Below are 22,124 nucleotides of genomic sequence, written 5' to 3'. Positions count from 1 at the left end.
GCAGGATGGGGCAGCCGCCGACCGCCTCCCGATGGTGAAACCCGTGTTCGTGACCACCACCTTCACGATCGAGGGCTACACAATCACTGCCTACCGGGGCCTGGTGCGCGGCATTGTCGTGCGCTCTCCCACCCTGATGCAGGGCTTCCTGGGCGGGCTCAAGCAGATCGTGGGCGGCCGGATCGGCGCCTACACCGAGATGTGCGAGCAGGCCCGGGAGCAGGCCTACGAGCAGATGATCCAGCACGCCCGGGCCCTGGGGGCCAATGCCATCGTCGGCACCCGCTACGACGGCTCGGAGGTGCAGGGCGGCACCGCCGCCGCCACCGAGGTGCTCTGCTACGGCACCGCCGTGGTGGTGGAGCCCCGGCCCAGCAGCAGCGGCAGCAGCGCGTAGAGAAGCAGCAGGCAGCGGCACGCCATTCCGGCGTCCGTGTCCGATTGTGGAGAGCCCGCCGGAGACGCCCGATGCCTTTCTCAGCCAGCTCGATCCGGCTCCTGGCGACCTGGAGCGGCGGTGCCATGGCCACGGCCTCGCTACTGACGGGGGCGTCGCTGCCCCTTCACGCAGCCCCCCAGAACCCGCCGCTGCAGGGCACCACCTGGCAGCTGGTGGGGATCCAGTCGATGGATGACGCCCAGGGCCTGAAGCGTCCGGCGAACCCCTCCCGCTACACCCTCTCGCTCCAGGCCGATGGCCGGGCGGTCCTGCAGCTCGACTGCAACCGCGCCACGGGCAGCTGGCAGGTGGAACCCAGCACTGACCCAGGCAACGGCGGCTTCCGCTTCGGGCCCCTGGCCAGTACCAAGGCGCTGTGCCCGGCGCCCAGCCTGGGGGAACCCCTGGCCCGCCAGCTTCCCTATGTAAGGGGCTACCTGCTGCGGGACGGCCGGCTCAACCTGAGCCTGCTGGCCGATGGCGGCATCCTCATCTGGGAACCCCGCGCCGCCGCCGGGCCCGGCTACAGCAACCGGCCCGATCCGGCACTGGAGTCGGCGATCCTGGCGGCCTCCCCCGACCTGCGCCGCCCCCTGGGAAGCGCCGCCGGGGGCATGGGGCGGATCAGCTATGTGCACGCCCGCACCGACCTCGACGGGGATGGCCGTCAGGACGTGCTCGTCTACCTGATGGGTCCCTACGTGTGCGGCACCGGTGGCTGCACGCTCCAGGTGTTCCGCCCCGAAGGCCGGGGCTACCGCCTCATCAGCAGCTTCCCCACCAGCCGGCTGCCGGTCATCGTCCCGGAGGCGCGCCGCAACCGCTGGCGCGATCTCTGGCGGCTGCAGTCCGGCGGCGGCGCACCTGCCACCTGGGTGCGCGAGGTGTTCGACGGCCGGGGCTACCGCAGCAAGGAGCGCATCCCGGCGGCCGGCCGACAACCGGCGGGCACCGCCGTGCTGAGCGGCGTTCCCTCCCTGGCGGACGGGGCGCCGTTGGCGCCGCGCCCCTGATCGATCCCGGCTGGGCTGGCGCTCAGTCGTCGTCGGCCAGCCGCCACTGCAGCACTTGGCCGGCATGGAAGGGCACCAGGGTGGTGGCGTCCCCGTCGGCGGCGTTGCCGTGCAGGCGCGGCGGCACCGTGTGGGGCTCCCGCACCAGGGTGATGTGGCCCTCGTTCAGGGGCAGCCCGTAGAAGGCGGGCCCATGCAGGCTGGCGAAGGCCTCGAGGCGATCCAGGGCCCCCTCCTGCTCGAACACCGCCGCGTAGCTTTCCAGGGCGAAGGGGGCGTTGTAGATGCCGGCGCAGCCACAGGCGCTTTCCTTGGCCGAGCGGGGGTGGGGGGCCGAATCGGTGCCCAGGAAGAAGCAGGACTCCCCGGAGGTGGCCGCCTCGCGCAGGGCCAGACGATGGCGTTCGCGCTTGGCCACCGGCAGGCAGTAGAAGTCCGGCCGCAGCCCGCCCTGGAACATGGCGTTGCGGTTGATGTGCAGGTGATGGGGAGTGATGGTGGCGGCCAGGTTGGCGCCCCCCTGGCGCACGAAGGCGACGGACTCCGCCGTGGTGATGTGCTCCAGCACCACCTTCAGGCCCGGATGGCGCTGCAGCAGCGGCGCCAGGTGGCGCTCGATGAACACGGCTTCGCGATCGAAGATGTCGATCTCGGCGTCGGTCACCTCGCCGTGGATGAGCAGGGGCATGCCGATCCGCTCCATCGTGGCCAGCACCGCCTCGATCCGGGCCAGGTCGGTGACGCCGGCGGCGGCGTTGGTGGTGGCATGGGCCGGGTAGAGCTTGCAGGCGGTGAACACCCCCTCCCGGTGGCCGCGCTCGATCTCGAGCGGATCGATCGTGTCGGTGAGGTAGGCGGTGAGCAGGGGCGTGAAGCGGCTGCCATCCGGCAGGGCCGCCCGGATCCGTGCGCCGTAGGCCGCGGCGGCCGCCACCGTGGTGATCGGCGGGCTGAGGTTGGGCATCACGATCGCCCGGGCAAAGGTGCGGGCCGTGGCCGGGGCCACCGCCTGCAGCAGGGCACCGTCCCGCAGGTGCACGTGCCAGTCGTCGGGTCGCCGCAGCCTCATGCGGGAACTCACCATGGAGAGGACCTGAGGAACCGGTTCATGTCATCCAGTCTCTAGAACAGCCGCTTGCCGCCGCTGCCCGTGACCAGATAACCGCTCAGGGACAGCAGCAGGACACTTAGGCAGAAGAACGCCAGGGACGGGCCGTCAAGGATCGGCAGGGTCAGCATCGCCTTGAAGGCCGACACGATCAGGGCCACCACCAGCACCTTGACCAGCTTCTCCTTGAGTTGGTCGAGGTCGCGGATGTCGAGCAGGCCACCACCCCCCTGGTCACGTTCCCGGGCCGCCTCGATCGGAGAGATCAGCAGTTCGTAGACCCCATAGCCGAAGATCAGCAGGGCGATACCGATCAGATAGAGATCGATCCCGGTCACGATCGCCCCCAGCAGTTCGGCCACGAAGGTCTTCTTGGTGTGGGCCACATCTCCCAGGCTGACCAGCGCCTTGCCGATCTCGAGCGTGCCGAGCACGAAAGCGACGACCGTGCTGACCAGGCTCATGACCACCGGCAGGATGGCGATCAGCCGCAGGCGCCACAGAATCCGCTCGAAGCGATGCTCAAACCGCTTGAAGCGGCCATTGGGCACGGAAGCCATGCGGCGCTGATGCAATCGGCCAACCCTAGGCAGCGTTTCGGCAGCCCACATCCATCCGTCACGGCGATGCCACCACCGGTTCAGCGCTGCGGGCGCCCCAGCAGAAACACCACCGCCATGGCCAGATAGCCCAGGGCCCAGGGGGTGCCGCTGCCCCAGCCGGGATCCAGCACCGTGTCGGCCAGGGTGAAACTCCAGGCATGGATCAGCCCCAGCCAGGAGGCGACCGCCGCCACCAGGGCGCAGAGGGCGGCGGCGCGGAACCGCTGCTCGATCACGTACACCAGCATCGCCGCCAGCAGCATCGCCGCCAGGATCTGGCCCTGCTCCAGGGCGAAGGCACCGGCGGCCCACACATCCGCCTGCTGCAGGGGCAGCAGCAGCTGGGGACCGAAGGGGTTGGCCGGCGTGCCGCTGCCCCCGGCCCGTAGGCCCGCCTTGAGCATCAGGGAGCCCCAGCCGGCCAGGCCGGGCAGCAGGCCGAGGGCCACGGCGGGGGCGTGGGCCGGTGGCGTGGCCTGGAAGGCCTGGGCCGCCATCACCAGGGCGATGTAGAGCACGATCGCCATGCCGGCCTCGATCGGCACCAGCTGGCCCACCACCCCGAACAGCCCCAGCAGGCAGCCCAGGCCCATCACCAGGCCGTTGAGCCAGGAGTAGCCGATGCGGGCGCCCATCCCCTTCCAGCCCGGGTGGCCGATGTAGATGGTGGTGGGGAAGCAGGAGCCGAGTGCTGCCGCCGCGATCGTGCCGATGCCGTTGATCAGCAGGGAGCTCTTCACCGGGTAGGCGTCGCCGGCCGCCTCGGCGCTCTCCAGGTTCTGCAGGGAACCCAGCAGGTTGAACAGGCCCATGGGCACCGTCACCCCCAGCCAGGGGACCAGGGCTTCGCGACCCTCCCAGAGGGCACCGAGCCTGGGCACGGGCAGGTGGAGTCCCACCTGGGCGATGTTGGCCTGCCAGGTGGGCCCATCCAGCCGCAGCAGGCCCGTGGCCGCGGCCAGCACGATGCCCACCAGCACCGCCAGCACGCCGCCCGGCAGGGGCAGCCGGGCCTGGCCGAAGTAGGCCAGCAGGATCACCGCCAGCACGGCCAGCCCCACCACCGGGACGGCATAGGTGCGCAGCAGGAACCCCAGGCCGATGTAGCCGAGGGCGATGCCAGCCAGGGTGGAGAGCAGGGCCGCCCGGGGCAGCCAGCGGCGCAGGGGGGCCACCAGGAAAGCGCCCCCCGCCTCGATCAGCCCGGACCCCAGGCAGGCCAGCAGGCCGGCGCGCCAGGAGAGCAGCGAAGCCGCCTGGGGATCCAGACCCTGGCCGGTGGCCGCCAGCTTCACCGGCAGCATCACCAGGAACACGTAGGCGAACAGGCTGACGGTGTTGATGCCGTAGGGCAGGGCGGTGCGGTCGTCACGGCCCTCGCGCCGCCCCAGGCGGTGGGCCTGGACGGCATAGGCCACGTTGCCCACCACCAGGCTGATGCCGGTGGCCGGCAGAATCGTGCCGAAGATCAGCCCATCGGGATACCCCAGCACGCCGCGACACAGGCCCACGATCAGCAGGATCTGGATGAGGTTGTCGAGGCCGAGCCCCAGGAAGCCGTCGAGGTCGCCGCGCACCCACCAACGGGGGGACGGCGGCGGGACAGGTGCGGTGAGTTCAGCCACGGGGCAGCCCCGCCGGCACCCGGTCCGGGAACAGCATCCCATCGAGGTGGTCGCACTCGTGCTGCACCACCCGGGCGTGGAAGCCCCCCACCTCCCGCTCGAACGCCTGCCCCTGGCCATCGAAGCCCCGGTAGCGCAGGCGGCGCCAGCGGGGCACCCGGGCCCGCCAGCCGGGAACGCTCAGGCAGCCCTCCCAGGCGTCATCGTCCTGCTCCTCGCCGAGGGGCGTGAGTACGGGATTGATCAGCACCGTTTCCGGGATGGGGGGCGCCTCCGGGTAGCGGGGGTTGTGGGTGATGCCGAAGATCACGACCCGTAGGGGCACACCGATCTGGGGGGCCGCCAGGCCGGCGCCATCGGCGGCGGCCATGGTGTCGCGCAGGTCGTCGAGCAGGGCCGACAGGGCGGGGTCGTCGAAGCGTTCCACCGGCGCACTCACCTGGCGCAGGCGGGGATCGCCGATGGTGAGCACGTCACGGACGGCCATGGGCGCCTCAGGATCGGTCCCACTGTGCCGCCTTCCGGCCGCCCCGTCCGTACCATCCGCAGATGATGCTGCGATCGGCGGATCCATGGCCGTGAGCTCCCTGCGGGTGGCCGTGCTCTGTTGCGACGGCCTCTACCAACGCCACCTGGTGCGGCGGGCGGCCGAGGACTTCACCCTGGTGGGCGTGGTGCTGCAGGTGTCGCCGCCGGCGAGCCGCAGCACCCTCTCCCGCCTGGCCAAGTACCGCCGGCCCCTAAGGCTGCTGCGCCAGCTGATCGCCCGGCTGCTGCTGCGGCCCCACGACCGCCGCGGCGCCGCCCTGCAGCGGCAGCTGTTCCACCACAACGACGGCCCACCCAAGCTGCCGGACGGGGTGCCGGTGCTGGTCACCTCGGCCATCAACGAGCAGCGCACCGCCGATTTCCTGCGCCAGGTGGCCCCCGACATCGTGCTGGTGAACGGCACCCAGCTGCTGCGGGCGCCGGTGCTGGAGCTGATCCCCACCCTCCGCCACGGCATCATCAACCTGCACACCGGGCTGTCGCCCTATTCCCGCGGCGCCAACTGCAACCTCTACATGCTCATGGAGGGGCATCCGGAGCTGGTGGGCGTCACCGTGCACCACATCGACCCCGGCATCGACAGCGGCGACATCATCCTGTCGGCCCACGTGCCGATGCAGCCCGACGACGACGTCGAGACCATTGACGTACGCAGCTTCCAGGTGGGCATCGAGCTGCTGATCGAGGCGGCCCGCCGGCTCGAGGCCGGCACCGCGCCGCGGGTGCCCCAGTGGGAGAAGGGCAAGCTGTTCCTGCGGCGCACCGGCTACGTCTACGAGCCCTGGCAGCGGCTGATGGCCAACCGCCGCATCGCCCGGGGCCTGGTGCGCGACTACCTGGCCGACCAGGCGCGCCGCGACGGGGCCGTGCGGGTGGTGGGGGGGGAGCAGCCATGAGCCGCCTGGGGCGGGCCGCCAACCGGGCGGCGGACCTGCTGTTCCTGCCGCCGTTGGATCGCCTCTGGCTGCGGCGTCTGCGGGGGAAGGTTCTCTGTCTGCTGTACCACCGGGTGGACGAGCCTGGCCGGGAGCCCTTCCTCGACCGCTTCGGGGTACCGCCGATTCCCCCCGAGGAGCTGGCCGCCGAGCTCGGTGTCCTGCAGCGCCGCGGCGCCCGCTTCCTCACCTACGCCGACCTGCGGGCCGGACGCTTCCCCTCCGCTGAGGAGTTCGGGGTGATCGTCAGCTTCGATGACGGCCTGCGCTGCAACTACGAACAGGGGATGGACGTGCTCCAGGGCCTGGGCATCCCGGCCGTGTTCTTCCAGTCCACGGCGATGGACGCCGGCGGGGAGCTGGTCTGGGAGCACGCCCTCTACTGGTATGGCGCCCATCCCACCCTGGCGCCCCGGCTGGAGCAGCTGGCCCGCCAGCGGCTGGATCTGCCGGACGACCTGGAGGGCGCGGCCCTGATCGCCCGGCTGCGGGATGGCACCCCCGTGGTGCGGGTGCGGGAACTGCTGGCGGAGCTGGCGGAGCTGGCGGAGCGCTGGGGCACGGCCGGCGAACTGGCGGCGGCGGCCGAGCGCCTGTATCCCAGCGGAGATCACCTGCGCCGGGCCCGGGAGGCCGGCCACGAGCTGGGCAGCCACGGCCATCACCATGTCCCGCGCTGCAACATCAGCCCGGAGGCATTCGAGGAGGAACTGAGCCGCTCGGCCGCCGAGCTCGAGCAGGTGCTGGGGGAGGCCCCCCGGGCCTTCTCCTACCCCTTCAACAGCCATCTGCCCGGCGATGCGGAAATCTGCGGCCGCCACTACCTCCAGGTGGCCACCGTCGACGCCGCCCTGGTCACTCCCACCAGCCCGGCCCTGGACCTGCCCCGCTTCACCTGGCCGGGGCCCCACGCCAACCGGCTGCGCCGCCGCCGCTGGCTCAGCACCGGAACACTGGCCTGGCCGGGGAGATAGGGTCTGGATTCCTTCCACGTTGCGATGGCCTGGCCCCTGGCCGTGTTCGACGGGACCATCAGCCTCACCACGCTTCGGACCCTCCTGCAGGACTGGGGGTACTGGGTGGTGTTCGGCGCCATGCTGCTGGAGAACGCCGGCGTGCCCCTGCCCGGCGAGACCGTCACCCTGCTGGCGGGCTACGCGGCCGGCAGCGGCCAGCTGCAGGTGCTCGGGGTGATGGGCGCGGCGGCCGGCGGGGCGATCCTGGGGGACAACCTCGGCTACTGGGTGGGGCGCCGGGCGGGCTGGGGGCTGCTGCTGCGGGTCGGTCGGCTGCTGGGCCGGACCCCGGAGCAGATGGAGGCCCTGCGCGAACGCTTCCTGCGCCACGCCGGCAAGTCGGTGCTGCTGGGCCGGTTCGTGGCGGTGCTGCGGGTGCTGGCCGGCCCCATCGCCGGCGCGGTGCGCATGCCCTACCGCCGCTTCCTGCTGTTCAACATGCTGGGGGCGGTGCTCTGGGCCTCGACGATGGTGGGCCTGGCCTGGCTCGGGGGGCGCTGGATCCCCTTCGATCAGATGGTGAAAGGGGTCGTTGAGTTCGGCCTCGGCGCCCTGGTGCTGCTTGTGATCGTGCTGGTGGTGCCGAAGCTGGTGGGCCGCTTCGAGGAGGCGGCCCTGGAGTCCGATGGCGGGGAGCCGCCCGCCTAGAGCCCGAAGTGCCGACAGATCAGCCAGGGCACCACCAGGGCCAGGGTGATCGTGAGCGGTGCTCCGTAGCGGGCCATGTCCAGGAAGCGGTAGCGACCGGGGCCGAACACCATCAGGTTGGTCTGGTAGCCGATCGGGGTGAGGAAGCTCTGGCTGGCGGCGAAGGTGATCGCGAAGATGAAGGCCATGGGGGGCAGCGCCAGCCCCTTGGCCAGTTCGGTGGCGATCGGGATCAGCAGCACCACGGTGGTGCCGTTGCTGAGGGCCTCGGTGAAGAGCTGTCCCAGCACGAACACCACCAGCAGCACCCCGTAGGCCGGCCAGCCCTTGAGTGAGTGCAGCAGGTCGGTGGCCAGGGCCTCCGCCAGGCCGGTCTTCTGCATCGCCACGCTGAAGCAGGAGAGGGAGCCCAGCAGCAGGATCACGTCCCAGCGGACGGAGCGCAGCAGCTCGCCGGAGCGCAGGCAGCCCGTGGCCACCATCGCCACCATGGCCAGCAGCACCGCGGCCATCAGCGGCAGCAGTTTGAACATCGGCAGCAGGATCATCAGGCCCGCGATCACCATGCCGACGAGCTTGCGATCGGTGGTGGGCAGGTCCTTCTCGAGCTCGTCGAGCAGCACCAGGTCGTTGTTGGCCTGCAGGCCGCGGATGGCATCCACCGGGGCCTGCAGCAGCAGCACATCACCGGCCTGGAGCACCACCCGGCCGAGCAGCTCCCGCAGCACCTGGTTGCCCCGCCGCACCGCCAGCAGGGTGGCGTTGTAGCGCTGGCGAAAGCGCATGTCCCGCACGCTGGCCCCTGCCAGGGTGGAGCCGTTGGGCAGCAGCACCTCCACCACCCGCTGGGGGGAGGTGGTCTCGCCGGCGAGCTCGCGCAGATCCTCCTCCTGCTCGCCGATCGGGGCGAGGGTGACGGTGTGCTCCTGCTGGAGACGCAGCAGGTTGTCCCGGTTGCAGCGCAGCAGCAGCCGGTCGCCGGCCTGCAGGGGCAGGTCGGCCAGGGGGGCGCTGAAGCTGTCCTGGCCCCGGTGCAGCTCCAGCACGTCCACGTCGAAGCGCCGCTGCAGGCGGCTGTTGTGCAGCGACTGGCCGATCAGCTCGGACTGTTCCGGGATCAGCACGTCGGTGAGGTAGCCGTCGCGGGCGAGGCCGCCCAGCAGGTCCTCATCCCCCTGGCCGCGGTCGGGCAGCAGGCGGTCGGAGACCAGCACCATGTACAGCCCCCCCAGCAGCCACACGGGGATGCCGATGGCCGTGAAACTGAACAGTTCCAGGGAGCCGAAACCCAGCTGGCGGCTCACATCACTGGCCAGCAGGTTGGTGGAGGTGCCGAGCAGGGAGATGGTGCCGCCCAGCACGGTGGCGAACGACAGGGGCAGCAGCACCTTCGATGGGGAGACGCCGCGGCGGTGGCACCAGCCCTCGATCACCGGCAGCAGGGTGGCCACGATCGGGGTGTTGGGGATGAAGCCGGAGATGGGGGCCACCACCCCCACCATCAGGGCGATCATCCGCTTCGGGCTGCGGACCGCATCGGAGCCGATCAGGGCCCGCAGCCGGTCGAGGCCGCCGCTGCGGAACAACCCGGCGGAGACGGCGAACAGGCCCATCAGGGTGATCAGGGCGGGGCTGCCGAAGCCCTGCACCGCCTCATCGGGCTTGAGCACCTTGAAACTGACCAGCAGGGCGGCCGCCAGCAGGCCGGTGACCTCCGGAGCCAGCCAGCCGGTGACGAACAGCACCATCGCCCCAGCGAACACCGCCAGGGTGATCAGGCCTTCCGGCGTGGCGGCGACCGTGAGGAACGCTTGCATGGGGCCGTTCAGAGGTAGAAGCCGACCGTAGTGACGACCCGGGTGCCGTGCTCGCGCAGGGCGCGCCGCAGGCGGATCGTCGACTGGTTGTGGAGCAGGTTCTCCCAGCGGTGGCGGGTGACGAACACCGGCAGCACCACCATGCAGAAGGCGTGGCGGTCCTTGTGGTGCTGCTGCTCGAAGCGCCCCACGAACCGGGTCACCGGGTCCACCAGGGAGCGGTAGGGGGAGGGCAGCACCTCCAGGGGCACATCCGGCAGCTGGCGGCTCCACTGGGCGCGGAAGGCCTCCCCCTGGTCACCGGCGAGATCCACGTGCACCGCCACCAGGTCGCTGGCGACGCTGCGGGCGAAGCAGAGGGCCTCGTAGCTGCCCCGATGCAGCTGGCCCACCAGCACCACCGTGGGGGTGCCGTCGCCGGGAGGCGGGGGATCCGGCAATGTCAGCCGCCCGTCGGAGACGATGCGCAGGCGCCTGGCCACATGGTCGTAGTGGGTGCGGATGCGGAGGTACATCAGCACCAGCAGGGGGATGGCAAGCACCACCACCCAGGCCCCCTGGGTGAACTTGCTGATCAGCAGCACCGCCCCCACCACGGCGGTGATCGTCGCCCCCACCCCGTTGACCAGGGCCCTGGTGCGCCAGCCCCGGTCCTGCAGCTTCCACCAGTGCATCACCATCCCGGCCTGGGACAGGGTGAAGCTGATGAACACCCCGACGGCATAGAGGGGGATCAGGCGGCTGACACTGCCTTCCACCAGCACCAGCAGCAGGCCGGCCAGGGCGCTCAGGGCCAGGATGCCGTTGCTGAACACCAGCCGGTCCCCAAGGGAGGAGAGCTGGCGGGGCAGGAAGCCGTCCTGGGCCAGGAAGGCGGCCAGCCGCGGAAAATCGGCATAGGCCGTGTTGGCGGCGAGCAGCAGGATCAGCAGCGTCGCGAACTGCAGCACGAACAGCAGCGGCCCATTCCCGAAGATCAGCTCGCCCAGCTGGTAGAGGAGCGTGGGTCCGTTGTCCTCCACCACCAGGCCGCTCTGGCTGGCCAGGGCGCTGATGCCGCTGAACATCACGGCCAGCATCAGCACCATCACCACCAGCACCCGGCGGGCGTTGCGCCACTCGGTGGGCCGGAAGGCGGCGACGCTGTCGCTGATCGCCTCGATGCCGGTGAGGGCGGCACAGCCGGAGCTGAAGGCCCTCATCAGCAGCAGGGGGCCGATGACCTGCAGCCCCTGGCTGCCCTGGTGGGCCGCCTCCAGCAGCCGCTGCTGCTCCGCCACCGGCAGGGGGGGGAGCTGGCCCAGCCCGGTCTTGATCGCCCCGGCCACCAGCAGGGTGACGACGGCGGCCATGAACAGATAGGTGGGCACGCTCAGGAACCGGGCGCTGGAGCTCACCCCGCGCAGGTTGGCGAGCATGACGAGCAGCACCGCCAGCAGGCAGACGGGCACCCGCTCGGGTGCCAGCGCCGGGACATAGGAGGTGAGGGCGGCGATGCCGGCGGCCACGCTCACCGCCACCGTGAGCACGTAGTCGATCGAGAGCGAAGCCCCGGCCACCAGGCCCGCCGTCTGCCCGAGGTTCTGCTGGGAGACCCGGTAGGAGCCGCCCCCGTGGGGGTAGGCCTTGATCGTCTGGCGGTAGCTGCTGGCCACCACCAGCATCAGACCCACGATCAGGGCCGTGATCGGCAGGGTGTAACCGAGGGCTGCCGCTCCGCCCATCCCCAGCACCAGCACGATCTCCTGGGTCGCGTAGGCCACCGAGGAGAGGGCGTCGGAGCTGAGGATCGCCAGGGCCTCGGCGTTGCTGTAGCGCTCCTCGTGGTGGGCACTGGTGGGCAGGGGAGTGCCGATGAGCCGGCGCCGCAGGTTCTCGAGGCCGGCCATGCGTCGTCGACTCGCCCATGGGATGCCCTAGGACGCTAGGGGCCGTCGGGCAGCCCGTCCCAGGCCGTACCGAGCCGTCCGCCATCCGCCTGGGCCGATCCGTGCCATGGGACAACCCACGCTGCTGAGCACCCTCCTGATCCTGCTGCTGGGGGTGCTGCTGGCCCGCCTCTCGGAAGGCTGGATGGCGCGCCTGGCCGTGCCGGCGATCGTCATCGAACTCGTGCTGGGCTTCGTCCTCGGCAACACCGTGGTGCCGTTCGAGGCGATGGCACCCCTGAGCGGCCTGACGGAGCTGGGGGTGCTCACGCTGTTCTTCCAGGTGGGCCTGGAGGTGCGCGGCGACCTGCTCAGCTCCCGCCGGGGAGCGATCCTGCGCACGGTGGCGCTGAGCTTCTGCACACCCCTGCTGGCCTTCTGGCCGCTGCAGAGCGGTTTCGGCCTCTCCACCCCCACCACCCTGCTGTGCCTGGCGGTGCTGAGTGCCACCGGCACCGGTGTGACCCTGCGGCTCCTGTCCCAGCGCGGCGCCTTGCAGACCCCCTCCGGCCGGCTGCTGGTGGGGGTGTCGGTGCTGGATGACCTGCCGGCCATCGGCCTGCTGGCGATCGCCACCGCCAGCGCGGGCCTGCGCCTGGGAACGCAGGGGATCGGCTGGACCGGGCCGCTGCTGGGGGTGCTGCTGGCGGGGCTGAGCTGGCTGGCGGTGACCCACTGGGCCCGCCGCCACAGCCGGCGGCCCACGAGTGCCCTGGCGATCCTGATGCTGCTGATCGGTTCGGCCTGGGTGGGGGAGGCCTGCGGCCTCACCAGCCTGCTGGGGGCCCTCTGGGGCGGGGTGCTGATGGCCCGGCTGGGGCCGGTGGAGGGGGAGGTGCAGCGGGTGCTGACCGTGCTCTCCGAGGTGTTCCTGCCGCTCTACTTCATCAGTGTGGGGATGCGCATCTGCGCCGGCACCCTGCTGCAGCCGGCGGCCTGGAGCCTGGCGGCGGCCCTGATCGTGATGGCCCTGCTCAGCAAGCTGGCCTGCGGCCTGGGCATCGATCGCCACGACCGGCGGGCGGGGGTCGATCGCTGGCTCGTGGTGTTCGGCCTGATCCCCCGGGGCCTGCCGGGGCTGGTGTTCGCCACCACGGCGCTGAACCAGGGACTGATCGATGCCGTCCAGTTCTCCTCTCTTGTGCTGATGGTGACCGTCACCACGGTGGTGGGGCTGGTGCTGCTGGAGCGGCGGCTGCAGTCGTCAGGAGTGCAGGGCGAACGGGAGCCGGACGAACCCATGCCTAAGGTTTGGGCCACCCGTGATCCGCCGCGTTGACCGCTCCCGCCACCGCGACCGCCTGGCACGCCCTGGCACCTGAGGCCTGCCTGCAGGCGCTCGAGGCCAGCACCGAAGGGCTGAGCACCGCCCAGTGCGCCGAACGCCTGGCCAGGCTGGGGCCCAACCGGCTGGAACTCAAGGCCGGACGCAGCAACCTGCGCATCCTCTGGGACCAGTTCAGCAACGTGATGCTGATCATGCTGCTGGCGGTGGCGGCAGTGTCCGCAGGTGTGGCCTACGCCGCCCAGCGGTTCCCCAAGGATGCGATCGCCATCGTGCTGATCGTGGGCCTCAACGCCCTGCTGGGCTACCTGCAGGAAAGCCGCGCCCAGCAGGCCCTGCAGGCCCTGCGCGACATGGCCCAGCCCCTGGTGACCGTGCGCCGGGACGGCATCTGGGAGCGGCTGCCGAGCGAGCAGCTGGTGCCCGGGGACCTGATCCGGGTGGAGGCGGGCGACCGGGTACCGGCCGATGCCCGTCTGCTGGAGGTGGCCGAACTGGGCCTGCGGGAAGCGGCCCTCACCGGCGAGGCCGAAGCGGTGAACAAGCTGGCCGTGCTGGTGCTGGAACCCTCCACGCCGGTCCTGGAGCGCCAGAACTGCCTGTTCCAGGGCACCGAGGTGGTGCGCGGCCGCGGCCTGGGGGTGGTCACCGCCACAGGCATGCAGACCGAACTGGGCAAGATCGCCCAGATGATCAACACCGCGGGGGGCGAGACCACACCGCTGCAGGAACGGCTCGACGGGCTGGCCAACGTGCTGGTGGTCTCCGCCCTGGCCCTGGTGGCCGTGGTGGTGCTGCTGGGCTGGCTGCTGGGGCAGCGCCTGCTCGACCTGCTGGAGGTGGCCCTGTCGATGGCCGTGGCGATCGTGCCCGAGGGTCTGCCGGCGGTGATCACCGTGACCCTGGCGATCGGCACCCAGCGGATGGTGCAGCGGGCCGCCCTGATCCGCCGCCTGCCGGCGGTGGAGGCCCTGGGCTCGGTCACGGTGATCTGCACCGACAAGACCGGCACCCTCACCCTCAACCGCCAGGTGGTGCAGGAGCTGCGCAGCGGCACCACGGCCCTGGCGGTGAGCGGCAACGGCTACGACCCCCACGGTGAGTTCCGCCCCACCTACCTGGCCCCGCCAGCGGGTGCCGCGGGCGGCCTTGCCGCAGGAGGCCGCAATCTGCTGCTCCAGGCCGGAGTCCTGTGCAGCGACGCCGAACTCAAGCAGGAGCCGGACGGGCGCTGGGAGATCCTCGGTGATCCCACCGAGGGGGCCCTGGTGGTGGCGGCCGCCAAGGCCGATCTCGATGGCTTCGCCCTGCGCAGCCACTACAAGCGGGAAGCGGAGATCCCCTTCAGCTCCGAACGCCAGCTGATGGCCGTCTGGGTGCAGGACAGCGAGGGCAGCCTGCAGGCCCCCCTAGGGGCCAGTGCCGCCGGTTCGGCCACCCTGATGATCAGCAAGGGGGCCCCCGAGGTGATTCTCGGCACCTGTGACCGCTGGCTCGATGGGTCCGGCGTGGCGGCCCTGAGCGACGACCAGCGCCAGTGGTGGCTGGAGCAGGCCAGGGACCTGGCCGCCTCCGGCCTGCGGGTCCTCGCCTTCGCCTGCGCCCCCCACCACCCCAGCCCCGAGCAGGAACTGGAGCACCAAGTGCTGCTCGGCCTGATGGCCCAGCTGGATCCCGCCCGCCCCGAGGTGGCGCTGGCTGTGGCGCGCTGCCGGGAGGCCGGCATCCGCCCGGTGATGATCACCGGCGACCATCCCCTCACCGCCCGGGCCATCGGCGTCAACATCGGCCTGGTGGACGACAGTGCCGAGGTGGTGCTCGGCCGCCAGCTGGAGGAGGCCGATGCCGGCCAGCTGGCCGCGATCGTGGGCCGTTGCAATGTCTACGCCCGGGTGGCTCCGGAGCAGAAGCTGCGGATCGTCAAGGCCCTCCAGGGCCTCGGGCAGATCGTCGCCATGACCGGCGACGGCGTCAACGACGCCCCGGCCCTGAAGCAGGCCCATATCGGCGTGGCCATGGGCATCACCGGCACCGAGGTGAGCAAGGAGGCCTCCGACATGGTGCTGCTCGATGACAACTTCGCCACGATCGTCAATGCGGTGGAGCAGGGCCGGCTCGTCTACGCCAACATCCGCCGCTTCATCAAGTACATCCTCGGCAGCAACGTCGGCGAGCTGATCACCATCGCCTCGGCTCCGCTGCTGGGGCTGGTGGGCGTGCCGATGACGCCGATCCAGATCCTCTGGATGAACCTGGTGACCGACGGCGTGCCCGCCCTGGCCCTGGCCCTGGAGCCCGGCGAGGCCGGCCTGATGCAGCGCCCGCCCGCCGAACCGGGCGAATCGATCTTCGCCAGGGGGATCGGCAGCTACATCCTGCGCATCGGCGTGGTGTTCGCCGCCATCACGATCACGATGATGGTGCTGGCCTCCAGGGCCGGTGCCCCCTGGAAGACGATGGTCTTCACGATGCTGTGCCTCGCCCAGATGGGTCATGCCCTGGCGGCACGCAGCGACCGTCCGCTGGTGCAGGTGAATCCCTTCACCAACCCCTGGCTGCTGGGGGCAGTGGTGTTCACCACCCTGCTGCAGTTGTCGCTCCTCTACGTGCCGGTGCTGGCCAAATTCTTCGGCACCGTTCCCCTCTCCGCCCGCGACTTGGGCATCTGCGTGGGCTTCAGTCTGGTCTTCTTCCTCTATCTGGAGCTCGAGAAGGTGTGGCGTCTGTGGCGCCGCCATCGCAGCGCCGACGCCTGAGTCCCGCACTGCCCCGGGCCGACTGATAACGAGTACTTGGTGAACCCATAGGTCTTTCCTTCCTGGAAAGGCCTCCGCCCGGCGCCTGGGATCTTAGTGTTCGCCACCACGCGGGCCATCTCCGGTCCCGACCGTTCTCCCGCCATGACCCTGTTCTTCGCCCAGACGGCCTGGCTGGTCCCCCTCTACCCCCTGGTGGCGTCCCTGCTGTCGCTGCTTTGGTCTCCGGGGCTGATCTCCCGCACGGGCCCACGCCCCTGCGGCTATCTCAACCTCACCCTGGTGAGCGTGGCCTTCGTCCACAGCTCCGCCGCCCTGATGGCGCTGCATTCCAATTCCGGCGCCGGTGCGGCCGCTCTCTACAAGCCCCTCGCCTTCGGCTGGACCTGGCTGGAGACCGCCGGGCTCAAGGTGGGCTTCGACGGCCTGATCACCGAGCCGGCCCTGATCGCCATGACGGTGATCACCGGCCTGCATGTGCTGGTGCAGATCTACGCCATCGGCTATCTGGAGATGGACTGGGGCTGGCCCCGCTTCTTCGGGTCCCTGAGCTTCTTCGAGGCCGGTCTTTGCGCCTTGGTGCTCACGGACTCGCTGTTCTTCAGCTATGTGATCCTCGAGCTGCTCACCCTGGGTACCTACCTGATCGTGGGCACCTGGTACAACCAGCCCCTGGTGGTCAAGGGCGCCCGCGATGCGTTCCTCACCAAGCGGATCGGCGACCTGATCCTGCTGGCGGGCCTGATCGCCCTGCTGCCGATCACCGGCACCTGGAACTTCCACGGGCTGCAGGCCTGGGCCGCCGATCAGGTCAACAACGGCAACCCCCTTCCCCAGGTTCTGCCGTTGATCCTGCTGGCCCTGATCGCCGGGCCGATGGGCAAATGCGCCCAGATCCCCCTGCACCTGTGGCTCGATGAGGCCATGGAGAGCCCCTTGCCCTCCACCGTGCTCCGTAACTCCGTGGTGGTGGTGGGCGGCGCCTGGGTGCTGCTGCGGCTCGAGCCCCTGATCGAACTGAGTCCCCTGGTTCAGACCGTGCTCGTGATCGTGGGAGGAACCACTGCGCTGGTGGCCTCCCTGATCGCCCTCGCCCAGATCGATGTGAAGCGCGCCCTCTCCTTCCTGGTGAGCAGCTGGCTCGGCCTGCTGTTCGTGGCGGTGGGTCTGGGCGGTATCAGCGTGGCCGATCACCTGATGCTGGTGTATCCCCTGCCGATGGCGCTGATGTTGATGGTGATCGGCGCCATCGTGATCACCAACGTCACCCAGGACCTCACCCAGCTCGGGGGCCTGTGGAGCAAGCGTCCGCTGATGGGCCTGGCCTTCCTCACAGGCGCCGCCGGCCTGATGGCCTTGCCGCCGTTCGGTGGCTTCGCCGCCCTGCGCGAGCTCATGGAGCTCACGGCCGAGAGCTCCCATCCGGTGCTGCTCGGTTCCCTGGTGCTGCTCACCAATGCCCTGATCAGCGCCGGCCTGATCCGGGTGTTCGGTCTGATCTGGGGCGGGCGTCCGTCGGTCTTCACCACCCGCTCCCCGGAGGTGCTGTGGCTGATGGCCCTGCCCACCTTCGTGCTCATGGGTCTGGTGCTGCACCTGCCGCAGCTGATGGTGATCAACGGCGTCTTCGCCCTGTCCCCCCTTCCGGGCTGGGGTCCGCTGGCGGTGCCCCTGCTGATCTCCACCCTCGTGGGCGGCGGCCTCTCGGCGGTGTTCTACCTGCGGCCCCACCCCCTGGCCCATCTGCCCGCCGCCCTCGGCGGCCTGCAGGACTGGCTGGCCCACGACATGCAGACCGAGCGCTTCTACCACCGCACCGTGGTGTGGCTGGTGGTGGCCCTGGCCCGGATCAGCGCCTGGTCGGATGAGCGGCTGTTCGAGGGCTTCAGTGGTGCCTCCGGGAGTGCCGCCCTCGAGGGTGCACGCCGGCTCAGCTTCACCACCTCCGGCCGCACCCAGGCCTATGCCCTCACCCTCCTTCTCGGGGTGCTGCTGATGGCCGCCTGGCTGCTGGCCTCCGCCCCTTCCGTTCCGTCCGAACTCGTTCGCCCGTTCCGCTGATGGGATCGTCCTCGCTCCTGCTTCTCCTGGCCGCACCCCTGGCCGGCACCCTGCTGCTGCCCCTGCTGCCGGCAACCGTTCCTTCCGTTCGGGTCCGCGGCATCGCGGCACTGTTCGGCGCCCTTCAGCTCCTGGTGGGCCTGCTCTGTTGGCAGCACCCCCCCGCCGACCTGCAGCTGTCCTGGCTGCCGAAACTCGGGCTCCGGCTCGATCTCGGTCTGGATGGCCTCTCGCTGCCGCTGGTGCTGCTCACCGCGCTGATCACCTCTCTTTCGATCCTCTCGGCAGCGGCTGACCAGTCCCGGCCGCGGCTGTTCTTCTCCCTGATGCTGGCCACCAACCTGGGTGTCGTCACGGGTCTGCTGGCCCGCAACGCCCTGCTGTTCCTCCTGGCCTTCGAGCTGGTGCTGATCCCGATCACCCTGCTGGTGGCGGTCTGGGGGGGCAAGAAACGGGCCGGTGCCGCCGTGCGTTTCCTGCTCTACAGCGCCGTCTCCGGCCTGGCCCTGCTGGCGGCCGTGCTGGCCTTCGCCTGGTTCAATCCCGCCGGTCCGCTCTTCGCTTTCGAGGATCTTCGCCAGGCCCAGTTCTCCCCCACGGCCCAACGCTGGATCCTGGCCCTGCTGCTGCTCTCCTTCGGGCTGAAGCTTCCCGTCTTTCCCCTGCACGGCTGGCAGCCCTTCACCTACGGCCAGGCCCCCACACCGGTGGTGATGTTGCTGGCGGGCTCCGTCTCCAAGCTGGGCGCTTATGGCCTGCTGCGCTTCGGCGTGGGCTTCCTTCCGGACATCTGGGCCGCCTGGTCGCCCTGGATCGCTGCCGCCGGTGCCATCAGCGCGGTGTACGGGGCGCTCAACGCCATCGCCCAGAGCGACATCCGCCGCCTGATGGCCTTCAGCTCCCTCGGCCACATGGGCCTGCTGGTGCTTGGGCTCTCGGCGGCCACCCCCCTCAGCCTGCAGGGGGCGGTGGCCCAGATGCTCGCCCACGGCATGATCGTGGCCCTGCTGTTCGCCTGCGTGGGGCTGATCGAGCGCAAGACCGGCACCACCGCCATCCCCGAGCTCTCCGGCCTGATGAACCCCCTGCGGGGACTGCCGTTCACCATGGGCATGCTGCTGCTGGCCATGATGGCCGCCGCCGGCATCCCCGGCCTGGCGGGCTTCCCTGCCGAGCTGCTGGTGTTCGAGGGCAGCTGGACCACCTTCCCCCGCGCCACCCTGGTCAGCCTGATCGCCTCGGGCTTCACCGCCGTCTACGCCATCCGCCTGTTCAACAGGGTGGGCTTCGGCCGCCTCGACAACGAGCGCGCCGACTGGACTTCCACCTGCTGGAGCGAGCGGGCGCCGGCCATGGCCCTCACCGTTCTGGTGATCGCGGCGGGCCTCTGGCCGACGGCCCTCACGGGCTGGAGTGAGACCGTATCCACTGGCCTGGCCCTGCGCACCCAGCCGTTCCTTAGCCGGGATGCCGCCCAGCCCCTCACCCTCGCCGCCGCCACCTCCCCCCTGGTCGCCGTCACCCTCCCTTCCGCCTCGGAGCTGCGCACGTCATGACGCCCCCCACCGCCACGACCCCCGAGCCCGTCACCGCTCCCCTGATCCCGCCCTCCACCCATCGCTATGCCGATGTGATCCACCGGCTGGAGGCCGGCGGCTCGATGCTGCCGGACACGCCAGAGAACCTGATGCAGATCATCGGCATCTACAAGGCCTATGCCGTGCCGATGGACTTCTATTGGCGCGACCTGCTCTACATCGCCGAGCAGGTGTTTCTCGATCCCCTGCCGGCCTTCAAGTACTTCCCCTCCCAGGAGTACCTGGATCTGCCCAACTCCTACGCCGGTGAGCAGTCGAAGCTGCGGATCTGGCGTGGTGGTGAAAAGGCCCACCCGGAACTTCTGGAGTTCATGGAGAAGGGCGAAACCGGCAAGATGTCGAAGCTGCTCCATCACCTCTGGCACGACCGGATCAACATGGAGTTCGCCGAGGCGTGCATGGAAGCCATGCTCTGGCATCAGGGCATGGGCGGCCGCTTCTACGACTATCTCGCCAGTGACGCTTACCGGGCCAACGCCGATCGCGCCATCAAGGCCTACTTCCGCGGCAATCCGCTGATGCTCGGCCTCTATCGCCTGTTCCCTGAGATGTTCATGGAGCAGGTGAAGAAGATGAGCTACTACGCCAACCTCGGCCTGTTCTGGGAGGTGATGGCGCCGGTGTTCTTCGAGATGAGCGACATCTACGACGAGGGCGGTTTCAAGGGTGTTCCCGACGCCATGAACTTCCTGGTAAATGGCATCTTCGCGGTGGCGGGCCGGCCCATCTATCACCACGTCTACATCAAGGGCGAGTGTTTCGAGATCATCCCCAAGAGCGAAGGCTTCACCTGGCTCTATGAAGCGGCTCTCCCCTACGTGGAGGCGGTCTTCTATCGCACGGCGCCATTTCGCGGCACCAAGAGCTACAACGCCCAGGCCTATCAGGTTCCTGCCGATCAGGCCGATTTCCACTACGGCATCCTCTATGCCGACGTGTTCCCCGTGGGATCGGCCGGCATCCCTCCCACCCTGTTGATGCAGGACATGCTGCATTTCCTGCCGCCCTATCTGGAGGAGCTCTACAAGCAGCACAAGCGTGGCGATGAGGACAAGCTCATCCAGCTGGGCATCACCTTCCAGCGCTCCATGTACAACGTCACCTCGGCGGTGATCCAGGCCCTGCGCTGCGCCCTGCTCTATCCGCTGGATGACACCGATCCGGAACACCTGATGGCCAACCGGCGCTTCTTCGAGGCCCAGATGGACCGCTTCCTGCGCCCTGAGGCACGCCTGCCCCAGATCCAGACCCCGGACTACCGCTAGGAGACCCCCATGGCCAACATCATCGAAACCGCCAAGGGTGCCGGCTGCTTCGGCACCCTGCTGACCGCCGTCGAGGTGGCCGGACTCACCGGCGCCCTGGAGAGCCCCGGCCCCTTCACCGTCTTCGCCCCCGTCGACGACGCCTTCGCCGCCCTCCCCCCCGGCACGGTCCAGACCCTGGTGGACAACGTCCCCCAGCTGGCCCGGATCCTGAAATTCCATGTGCTCTCCGGCGCCTACCGGCGGGAGCAACTGATTGAGCAGCCGGAATGGGAGAGCCTGGAGGGGGCTCCGGTGGCGATCCGCCGGGCGGACCCCTTCGAGGTCAAGAACGCCACCGTCGTCTCCGCCGACATCGTCTGCGACAACGGCATCGTGCACGTGATCGACCGGGTGATCCTGCCGGGATGACCAAAGCGGGCCTGCTGGCGCTGGCGGTGCTGGGTGCCCTGATGGGCTGCGCCGCCGGCAACGACGCACCCGGCAGCCCCACCATGGCCAAGATCCGCGAGCGGGGACGGCTGGTCTGCGCCGTGGATGGGGCGGTGCCCGGCTTCAGCACGGTGGGGCCCGGCGGAGCCTTCGTGGGCATCGACGCCGATTTCTGCCGGGCCGTGGCCGCCGCCGTGCTCGGCGACCCCAGCAAGGTGGAGTTCCGGCCGGTGACGGCGGGGGAGCGCTTCGTGGCCCTTGGCAGCGGCGAAGTCGACCTGCTCTCGATCAGCTCCACCCACACCCTCAGCCGCGACGCCCCCGGCGGCAACGCCCTCAGTTTCGGGCCTGTCTTCTTCTATGACGGCCAGGGGGTGATGGTGCCCGCGGCCAGCGGTGTCCGCAGCCTGCAGGAGCTGGCGGGCAAGCCGATCTGCGTCGAGAGCGGCACCAACACCGAGCTGAACCTGGCCGATCGCATGCGGGAACTGGGGGTCGCCTACCAGCCGCTGCGCTTCCAGTCGGGCGAGCAGGCCTACCCGGCCTACGAGCAGGGTCGCTGCGCCGCCATCACCAGCGACAGCTCCCTGCTGGCGGCCAAGCGCAGCGGCTTCAAGCAGCCGGCGGCCCACGTGCTGCTCCCGGAACTGCTCAGCAAGGAGCCCAGCGCCAAGGTGACGATCCAGGCCGATCCGGCCTGGGCCGATGCGGTGCGCTGGGTCACCCACACCCTGGTCCAGGCGGAGGAGAGCGGCCTCACCCAGGCCAACGTCGAGGCCCGCCTCGCCGCGGCCCGGCGGGACCCCAGCCAGGCCGAAGCGCGCCGCTTCCTGGGGGTGGAGGGGGATTTCGGCCGCCAGCTGGGCCTGCCCGCCGACTTCACGGTGCGGGTGGTGAAGGCGGTGGGCAACTACGGCGAGCTGTTCGAGCGGCACCTGGGCAGCGCCACCCCCCTGGGCCTGGAGCGGGGCCTCAACCGGCTCTGGAACAAGGGCGGTCTGCACATCGCGCCCCCCTTCCGCTGAGGAGGTTCCTCAGGGCCTACCT

18 protein-coding genes are annotated in these 22,124 nt (G+C 70.2%); 12 read left to right on the top strand and 6 right to left on the bottom strand.

The features are described from left to right. Positions 1–31 precede the first annotated feature (31 nt). Together H6G99_RS00325 and H6G99_RS00320 are read left to right on the top strand one after the other, a co-directional pair. Entirely contained in the window at positions 32–397 is a 366-nt protein-coding gene (locus H6G99_RS00325; RefSeq protein ID WP_199296889.1) for a YbjQ family protein, read from the top strand. A gap of 71 nt (positions 398–468) precedes the next feature. Next, entirely contained in the window at positions 469–1,452 is a 984-nt protein-coding gene (locus tag H6G99_RS00320) for an META domain-containing protein (protein WP_190609269.1), read from the top strand. Positions 1,453–1,474: 22 nt separating this feature from the next. On the opposite strand, the gene pyrC is transcribed toward H6G99_RS00320, so the two are convergent. The 4 genes from pyrC to def form a co-directional block, all read right to left on the bottom strand. Further along, a complete protein-coding gene (pyrC, locus tag H6G99_RS00315; RefSeq protein WP_190609268.1) occupies positions 1,475–2,536 on the bottom strand; it encodes a dihydroorotase in 1,062 nt (353 codons plus the stop codon). Positions 2,537–2,574: 38 nt separating this feature from the next. Beyond that, the gene (locus tag H6G99_RS00310; RefSeq protein ID WP_094586035.1) at positions 2,575–3,120 is read right to left on the bottom strand and encodes a YqhA family protein; all 546 of its coding nucleotides are present in this window, start codon (positions 3,118–3,120) and stop codon (positions 2,575–2,577) included. An 80-nt stretch (positions 3,121–3,200) separates the two neighbouring features. Next, positions 3,201–4,829, bottom strand: a complete 1,629-nt coding sequence (locus H6G99_RS00305) for an NCS2 family permease (RefSeq protein ID WP_199296888.1) — start codon at positions 4,827–4,829, stop codon at positions 3,201–3,203. Continuing rightward, positions 4,780–5,274 (bottom strand): peptide deformylase, encoded by a 495-nt coding sequence (gene def / locus H6G99_RS00300; RefSeq protein ID WP_190609266.1) that lies wholly within the window; start codon positions 5,272–5,274, stop codon positions 4,780–4,782. The genes H6G99_RS00305 and def overlap by 50 nt, the downstream gene beginning before the upstream one ends. Before the next feature lie 85 nt (positions 5,275–5,359). Here def and H6G99_RS00295 point away from each other — a divergent pair, with 85 nt between their 5' ends. The 3 genes from H6G99_RS00295 to H6G99_RS00285 are packed head-to-tail and all read left to right on the top strand — an operon-like array spanning position 5,360 to position 7,935. Beyond that, positions 5,360–6,232 carry a formyl transferase gene (locus tag H6G99_RS00295; protein WP_190609265.1) on the top strand — a complete coding sequence of 291 codons (873 nt, stop codon included), beginning with the start codon at positions 5,360–5,362 and terminating at the stop codon, positions 6,230–6,232. Next, the gene (locus tag H6G99_RS00290; RefSeq protein ID WP_190609264.1) at positions 6,229–7,245 is read left to right on the top strand and encodes a polysaccharide deacetylase family protein; all 1,017 of its coding nucleotides are present in this window, start codon (positions 6,229–6,231) and stop codon (positions 7,243–7,245) included. The genes H6G99_RS00295 and H6G99_RS00290 overlap by 4 nt, the downstream gene beginning before the upstream one ends. A gap of 24 nt (positions 7,246–7,269) precedes the next feature. Further along, entirely contained in the window at positions 7,270–7,935 is a 666-nt protein-coding gene (locus H6G99_RS00285) for a DedA family protein (protein ID WP_190609263.1), read from the top strand. Here H6G99_RS00285 and H6G99_RS00280 read toward each other — a convergent pair. After that, entirely contained in the window at positions 7,932–9,752 is a 1,821-nt protein-coding gene (locus tag H6G99_RS00280; protein WP_190609262.1) for an SLC13 family permease, read from the bottom strand. The two genes, H6G99_RS00285 and H6G99_RS00280, sit on opposite strands and share 4 nt — an antisense overlap. Positions 9,753–9,760: 8 nt before the next feature. Further along, positions 9,761–11,641, bottom strand: a complete 1,881-nt coding sequence (locus H6G99_RS00275; protein WP_190609261.1) for an APC family permease — start codon at positions 11,639–11,641, stop codon at positions 9,761–9,763. 106 nt (positions 11,642–11,747) lie between these two features. Here H6G99_RS00275 and H6G99_RS00270 point away from each other — a divergent pair, with 106 nt between their 5' ends. From H6G99_RS00270 to H6G99_RS00240, 7 genes are all read left to right on the top strand, one after another. Continuing rightward, positions 11,748–12,959 (top strand): cation:proton antiporter, encoded by a 1,212-nt coding sequence (locus tag H6G99_RS00270; RefSeq protein ID WP_190609260.1) that lies wholly within the window; start codon positions 11,748–11,750, stop codon positions 12,957–12,959. Further along, positions 12,956–15,721 (top strand): cation-translocating P-type ATPase, encoded by a 2,766-nt coding sequence (locus tag H6G99_RS00265; RefSeq protein WP_190609259.1) that lies wholly within the window; start codon positions 12,956–12,958, stop codon positions 15,719–15,721. The genes H6G99_RS00270 and H6G99_RS00265 overlap by 4 nt, the downstream gene beginning before the upstream one ends. 144 nt (positions 15,722–15,865) lie before the next feature. Next, complete coding sequence (locus H6G99_RS00260) at positions 15,866–17,782, top strand: NAD(P)H-quinone oxidoreductase subunit F (RefSeq protein ID WP_190609811.1); 1,917 nt, start codon at positions 15,866–15,868, stop codon at positions 17,780–17,782. Next, a complete protein-coding gene (locus H6G99_RS00255) occupies positions 17,782–19,338 on the top strand; it encodes an NADH-quinone oxidoreductase subunit M (protein ID WP_190609258.1) in 1,557 nt (518 codons plus the stop codon). Before H6G99_RS00260 ends, H6G99_RS00255 begins: the two co-directional genes overlap by 1 nt. Beyond that, on the top strand, positions 19,335–20,645 hold the full coding sequence (locus H6G99_RS00250; protein WP_190609257.1) for a CO2 hydration protein: 1,311 nt from the start codon (positions 19,335–19,337) through the stop codon (positions 20,643–20,645). Before H6G99_RS00255 ends, H6G99_RS00250 begins: the two co-directional genes overlap by 4 nt. Positions 20,646–20,654: 9 nt before the next feature. Then, positions 20,655–21,056: a fasciclin domain-containing protein gene (locus tag H6G99_RS00245; protein WP_094586048.1), complete on the top strand. Its 402-nt coding sequence runs from the start codon at positions 20,655–20,657 to the stop codon at positions 21,054–21,056. Further along, positions 21,053–22,102, top strand: a complete 1,050-nt coding sequence (locus H6G99_RS00240; RefSeq protein ID WP_190609256.1) for an amino acid ABC transporter substrate-binding protein — start codon at positions 21,053–21,055, stop codon at positions 22,100–22,102. Before H6G99_RS00245 ends, H6G99_RS00240 begins: the two co-directional genes overlap by 4 nt. Positions 22,103–22,124: the final 22 nt, after the last annotated feature.

This window comes from Synechococcus sp. FACHB-909 (genome assembly GCF_014698945.1).
In the GTDB taxonomy this organism is placed as follows: domain Bacteria; phylum Cyanobacteriota; class Cyanobacteriia; order PCC-6307; family Cyanobiaceae; genus Cyanobium.
Note: the sequence above shows the minus strand (reverse complement) of the source record. Positions and strands in the feature narration are given on the sequence as shown.